5 protein-coding genes are annotated in these 5,249 nt (G+C 67.8%); 4 read left to right on the top strand and 1 reads right to left on the bottom strand.

Translation table 11 applies throughout. The features are described 5' to 3' along the window. The first annotated feature begins 343 nt into the window (after positions 1 to 343). Entirely contained in the window at positions 344 to 2,410 is a 2,067-nt protein-coding gene (locus ABZW30_RS46445; protein ID WP_355677398.1) for a multicopper oxidase, read from the top strand. Between the two features lie 636 nt (positions 2,411 to 3,046). Here the strand turns inward: ABZW30_RS46445 and ABZW30_RS46440 are convergent. After that, positions 3,047 to 3,619, bottom strand: a complete 573-nt coding sequence (locus ABZW30_RS46440) for a YceI family protein (protein WP_355677397.1) — start codon at positions 3,617 to 3,619, stop codon at positions 3,047 to 3,049. A gap of 298 nt (positions 3,620 to 3,917) precedes the next feature. On the opposite strand from ABZW30_RS46440, the gene ABZW30_RS46435 reads away from it, so the two are divergent. From ABZW30_RS46435 to ABZW30_RS46425, 3 genes are all read left to right on the top strand, one after another. After that, complete coding sequence (locus tag ABZW30_RS46435; protein WP_355677396.1) at positions 3,918 to 4,229, top strand: DUF6247 family protein; 312 nt, start codon at positions 3,918 to 3,920, stop codon at positions 4,227 to 4,229. After that, the gene (locus tag ABZW30_RS46430; protein WP_355677395.1) at positions 4,226 to 4,486 is read left to right on the top strand and encodes a hypothetical protein; all 261 of its coding nucleotides are present in this window, start codon (positions 4,226 to 4,228) and stop codon (positions 4,484 to 4,486) included. The genes ABZW30_RS46435 and ABZW30_RS46430 overlap by 4 nt, the downstream gene beginning before the upstream one ends. 64 nt (positions 4,487 to 4,550) lie before the next feature. Then, the gene (locus tag ABZW30_RS46425) at positions 4,551 to 4,907 is read left to right on the top strand and encodes a hypothetical protein (RefSeq protein ID WP_355677394.1); all 357 of its coding nucleotides are present in this window, start codon (positions 4,551 to 4,553) and stop codon (positions 4,905 to 4,907) included. The last annotated feature ends 342 nt before the right edge of the window (positions 4,908 to 5,249 follow it).

Genomic DNA, 5,249 nt, shown 5'->3' with positions numbered 1-5,249 from the left:
ACGGCAGCCCGAACGCCGCCTGGGCGTTCTGGCAGACCCACCACTGGTACTAAACCGGCCCCTCGGTTCCCCCTCGCCCCGGGGATCGGACAGGGACCACCGGGGTGACCCACGAGGGCCTGTGCCCGCGCATCCGCGCGGACACAGGCCCTCTCGCGGTTGTGCAGACCCTTCGAGTGGATCCTCGCGGTCGACTTCCCTCGCTACTGCGGGAAGCGGTGCCGATCGCGGGAAGGAAGATCTGCCACTGCAGTAATAGTCCAAAGATCGGACTTTAAGGGGCAGGGCATGTCGACCGGCGGAAATAACGCCGCGCTCCATGGCGTGCGCATATCATTCGAGCGTGATCAAGGATACCGATCCTCTGGGGAATTCGCAGGCTGCTGATGTCGCTGAGAATTCTCCGCCGAGTCGACGCGAGCTGCTCAGAACCACGGTTGCGGCAGTCGGTGCCGTAGGTTTTGCCGGCGTACTTGCGGACGGGCACGCCTACGCGGTCAATTCTCCATCCGGGTCGGATGCTCTTCGACACGGTCGGCGCCACCCGCATCCTTCACCGCCATCGGGAGGCGCGCTCGATCCGTCATCCGTACCCAAGTACAGAACGCCGCTATTTCTTCTCGGCAAAATGCCCAGCGAGGGCCGGGACTCCTACCGCATCGCGATCCGTCAGTTCCGACAGCAAATGCTGCCGATCGGGATGCCGGCCACCACGGTCTGGGGTTACGGAGCTGTGGGCCACGAGCAATCATTTCACACGCCGGGCCTGACCATCGAAGCCCGTGTGGATCGGCCGATCTCCGTGACATGGGTCAACGACCTCGTCACCTCGCGCGGCCTCTACCTGCCCCATCTGTGCGCTGTGGACCCCACGTTGCATTGGGCGAACCCTCCTGGCGGAAGGGCCGGACGTGATTCGCGGCCCACCTTCTCGACCACTCCCGGGCCGTACACGGGACCGGTGCCCATCGTGACCCATCTGCACGGTGGGTACAGTCGGGAAGAGAGCGACGGATACCCCGAAGCCTGGTACCTGCCGGCATCCCGTGATATTCCTCGTGACTATGCTCGCGTAGGTACCTATTACGATCGGTTCGCCGAGCAGTTCCGTGACCGTTACGGCGTCCGCTGGCGCCCCGGGTCGGCAACGTTCGCGTACAGCAATGATCAGCGCCCCACGACTCTGTGGTACCACGACCACACTCTGGGCATGACCCGGGTGAATGTCTACGCGGGCCTTGCCGGTTTCTACCTGCTGCGGGGCGGACCCGCTGATCTCCCCCCGGGAGTACTTCCCGGGCCGGCATCGGGGCGAGACGGTGCGCACGGTGCCCACCCCTACGAAATCCCCCTGGTGGTTCAGGACAAGTCCTTCAATGCGGACGGGTCGGTGTTCTTCCCCAGCAGTCGCGGATCCTTCGGGGACACCCCGCCGAACGGTCCATGGATCCCCGCTACCGATGTTCCGCCGATCTGGAACCCGGAGTTCTTCGGCACCACGATGGTCGTCAACGGGAACACCTGGCCGGCACTCGACGTGGAACCGCGGCGGTACCGCCTGCGCATCCTCAACGCAAGCAACGCCCGTACTCTCATCTTGAAGATCGCGGCCGACGCCACGGCCCCCCGCCCCGTCAGCCCCGCATTGCCCTTCTGGCAGATCGGAAACGACCAGGGATTCCTGCCGGCCCCGGTCCGGTTGGATCAACTCCTATTGGCCCCCGCAGAGCGCGCCGACGTGGTGGTCGACTTCACCGGCGTCTCCGTTGGCACCGCGCTCTACTTGATCAATGAAGGCCCGGACGAGGCGTACGGCGGCGGCGCGCCGGTCATCGACTTCACGCCAGCGAATGTCACGACCACAGGGCAGGTCATGAAATTCACTGTCGTTCCCCTTGCCTCCACCGACACCAGTGTCCCGCCGTCACAGATCGTGCTTCCTCCGATCCCGGCGCTTCCCGAGAGCCGGGCGGTCCGGAAGCTATCACTCAACGAAGAGGACTCCGCGTACTTCACCGGCGCGCCCACGATGGACACGCTTGGCACAGTTACGCCAAGCGGCTCAGCCACCCCGCTCCAGTGGTCGGACCCGGTCACCGAGACGCCGGTGAAGGACGACACCGAAATCTGGGAACTGTACAACTTCACCAGCGACGCACACCCTATCCACATCCATCAGATCGGATTCCAGGTCCTCGACCGCCAGGCAATCGCGGGCGGCACGCCGTCACCCCCGCAACCGGGGGAAGGCGGATATAAGGACACCGTGATCACATTGCCGGGTTATATCACCCGCGTCAAGGTTCGCTTCGGCATTGCGGGACGGTACGTCTGGCACTGTCACATTATTGACCATGAGGACAATGAAATGATGCGGCCGTTGCAAGTGCTTGATCAGCGCAGCCATTGAGGTCTTCAGCGGTGATCACTCGGCGGCGGGATGAAGGAAGAAGGAAGCGGGAGTCCGCGACCGGCTGCCCTGGTGACTGCGATGCGGGGTTCGGTGCCATCGCTGGAACCGTCCCCGGCCGCCATCGGCCTCATCGCCTGGACCTGAGCCGCGGCGCCCGGCGCCTGCACCTGCGGATCGCCGCCACCTGGCCCTGGCACCACGGCCCCGCCACCGCCTTCGCCCGGCCACAGGCCCTGCCCCGGCCCGTCACCTGAACCGGCACGACCGTCCCCGCCCACCCGCGAACCAAGGCCAACCGGGAGAACTCGTCCGGGATCCTCCACCACAACTCCTGGACCGTCCAGCCGTGTTGGAGGAGCACAGCGCGGGCGAAGTGGAGCAGAGGCCTTGCCGGCGAGTACCCGACACCGGGGATGACGACTGCGGCACGGTCTCGTCCGCCGCCGAAGCGGGTGGGGATGGGGAAAGGAGAGGGATCCGTCACGGTCGCGGGCTCCCCACCCGCCCGCCGGCCGGGCGATGATGTGCATCGCCGGCGCCGCCGGCAGCGGCAAGTCCCTGTCCGTGAACGCCTCGCTGCGCCTCGCCGCCGGCGGCGGGATGGTCGGGGGAGCGGCGGTCGTCAGCCTGCCGTCAACCTGCCGTCGCAGTGGGCTCGAGGACTGCCTCGACATCAACCGTGACGTCGACCATGTCGCCCACGACGACACCACCTCGGTCGACCACGTCGTTCCAACTCACACCGAAGTCGTGGCGGTTGATGCGTGATCTGGCGACGAATCCGGCCCGGCGCCGTGGACCGAGATCCCGGCCGTCCTCCCACCACGGAGTGTCCCACTGTCCCAGATACGTCACATCGAATGTCACGGTGCGTGTCGATCCGCGAATGGTGAGGTCGCCCGTCACCTCGAAGTCGTTCGCGCTCACCTGGCGGATGCGAGAGCCGGTGAACGTCCAGGTCGGATAGTGCTCGACATCGAAGAAGTCGGCGCTGCGCAGGTGGGTGTCGCGGTCGGGCTGCCCGGTGTACACCTGCGTCGCGTCGATCGTCGCCTCGACCTGGGCCTTCTCCGGGGCGTCCGGGTCGACCACCAGGAAGCCGCGCACGTTCTTGAACTGTCCGCGTACGTAGGTGACCATCATGTGTCTGACGCTGAACTCCGCCGCAGTGTGACCTGATTCGAAGAACCATTTCGCTGTAGCCATGGCAGCTCCTCGGCATGTTCGCCCCTCCGAACACGATAGGACGGCCGTGTACCGTCGGCTCGCCCGGTGCCGGCCCGGTAGCGGACCACGCCGGCCGGACCACGTCGGCAACTCCAGGCCGGCCTGAGCACCCGTCAGCCGCACGCGCCGCAGCGGGGTGCCGTGCGGTAAGGCTGCCCCGTGCCACACCCGCTGCTGCCTGCGCCCGGCCGGGCCCGGGATGGGACAGTGTCGGCCGATGCCCGTCACCGTGCGCACCGATTGCCGTACCGTGACCGACGACGAAGTGGAGGATTCGATGAGCGCCCAGCCCGACCACCTTCCCGCCCCGCCGCCGGCCCCCGCCCCGCGGGCCGCTGCCGAGCTGCTGGCCCGCATCCGGGCCGAGCGGCCCGAACGTTCGGCCCGGTGGCTGCCCGCCTTCGAACGGGATTGGGCCAAGGCGCTGGAGGACTCCCGGCAGACCTACGACCTCTCTCCCCTTCACGAGGTCGTCCGCACCTGGCGGGCCAAGCTGGACACCGCACCGGCCGTCGACGACTTCATCGCCGCAGGAATGAACGACGAGGACGGCGTCGACCTGGCTGAGCTCATGGGGAACGGCCAGTGAGCGACCGGGTCTGGCCCGCGCGCCTGTCCCCACAGGCGGCCAAGACCTTCGCCGAACTCCCCCCACATGCCCGGCAGATGGTTGCCGACCTGCTCGATATCGCCTCCCGCACTCCCTGGGGATGGCCCCAATGGGACGCCACCGACGTCGAGGGCGAGGACATCCGCTCCGCCTCGATCGGCCAGCTCAGCCTGGTCTACCTCGTCAACCGGCCGGCGGGCCGCCTGCACGTCATCGACATCGTCTGGCTCGGCTGACGCCACGTGCCCGGTACCAGGCCGGGCCGGTCGCAGAGCCGCAGTCGTCGTGGTCTCGGCCGCTGTGGCCACCGTGCCGGCCACGGCGTGCGGGCCGGGGAACGACGATGAACATGATCGGCGACCGGGGCGACTGCCTGGACTTCATGAACGCCGCCGGGGCGGCGCCACCCTGGACGGACGCGCACTCACCGTCGAGACGATCGACTCGACCCCTATCGGGTTCGACGCGGTCAAGGGCAACCCCTTCACCGCCGGCTCCGGGAAGGCCTACCAGTACGCGTGCGGCCTGTGGGTGCGGCTGAAGCCACTCACCCCCGGCCGCCACGAGCTCAGCCTGCGGGGCGGCGCGGGCGGTTTCGCCACCGCCGCGGACTACCACCTCCAGGTCGGTCGGCCCTCGTCCACCGGCGTCGCCTGAGCATCCCGCCCTCACGCCCCGCCCTCACGCCCCGGCCGCGCGACCGGGCGGTGCGGCTCGGCCTCGGGGCTCGGACCCCGGGGAGATCCTGCTGTGGGGCTGCTGCCGGAGGGGGAGTGGCTCGTCGCCCGCGCGTGGCGGTGCCCGCCGTTCCGGCGAGGCCTCGGCCCCGGCTCCGGCGGATGCTCGGTCCGGCGCGGGCACGCCGTTCTCCTATTCGAGTGTGATGCGGGTCTCGGTCCGGGGGGATCGTCTGCACTGGGGGTGTCGGTGGCGGTTCGGTCAGTGACCAACAAATCGGACAAATCAGGACATAAACCGTGAGTCCGCTCACATGGGAAG

The organism is Kitasatospora sp. NPDC004669 (genome assembly GCF_040609455.1).
In the GTDB taxonomy this organism is placed as follows: domain Bacteria; phylum Actinomycetota; class Actinomycetes; order Streptomycetales; family Streptomycetaceae; genus Kitasatospora.
Note: the sequence above shows the minus strand (reverse complement) of the source record. Positions and strands in the feature narration are given on the sequence as shown.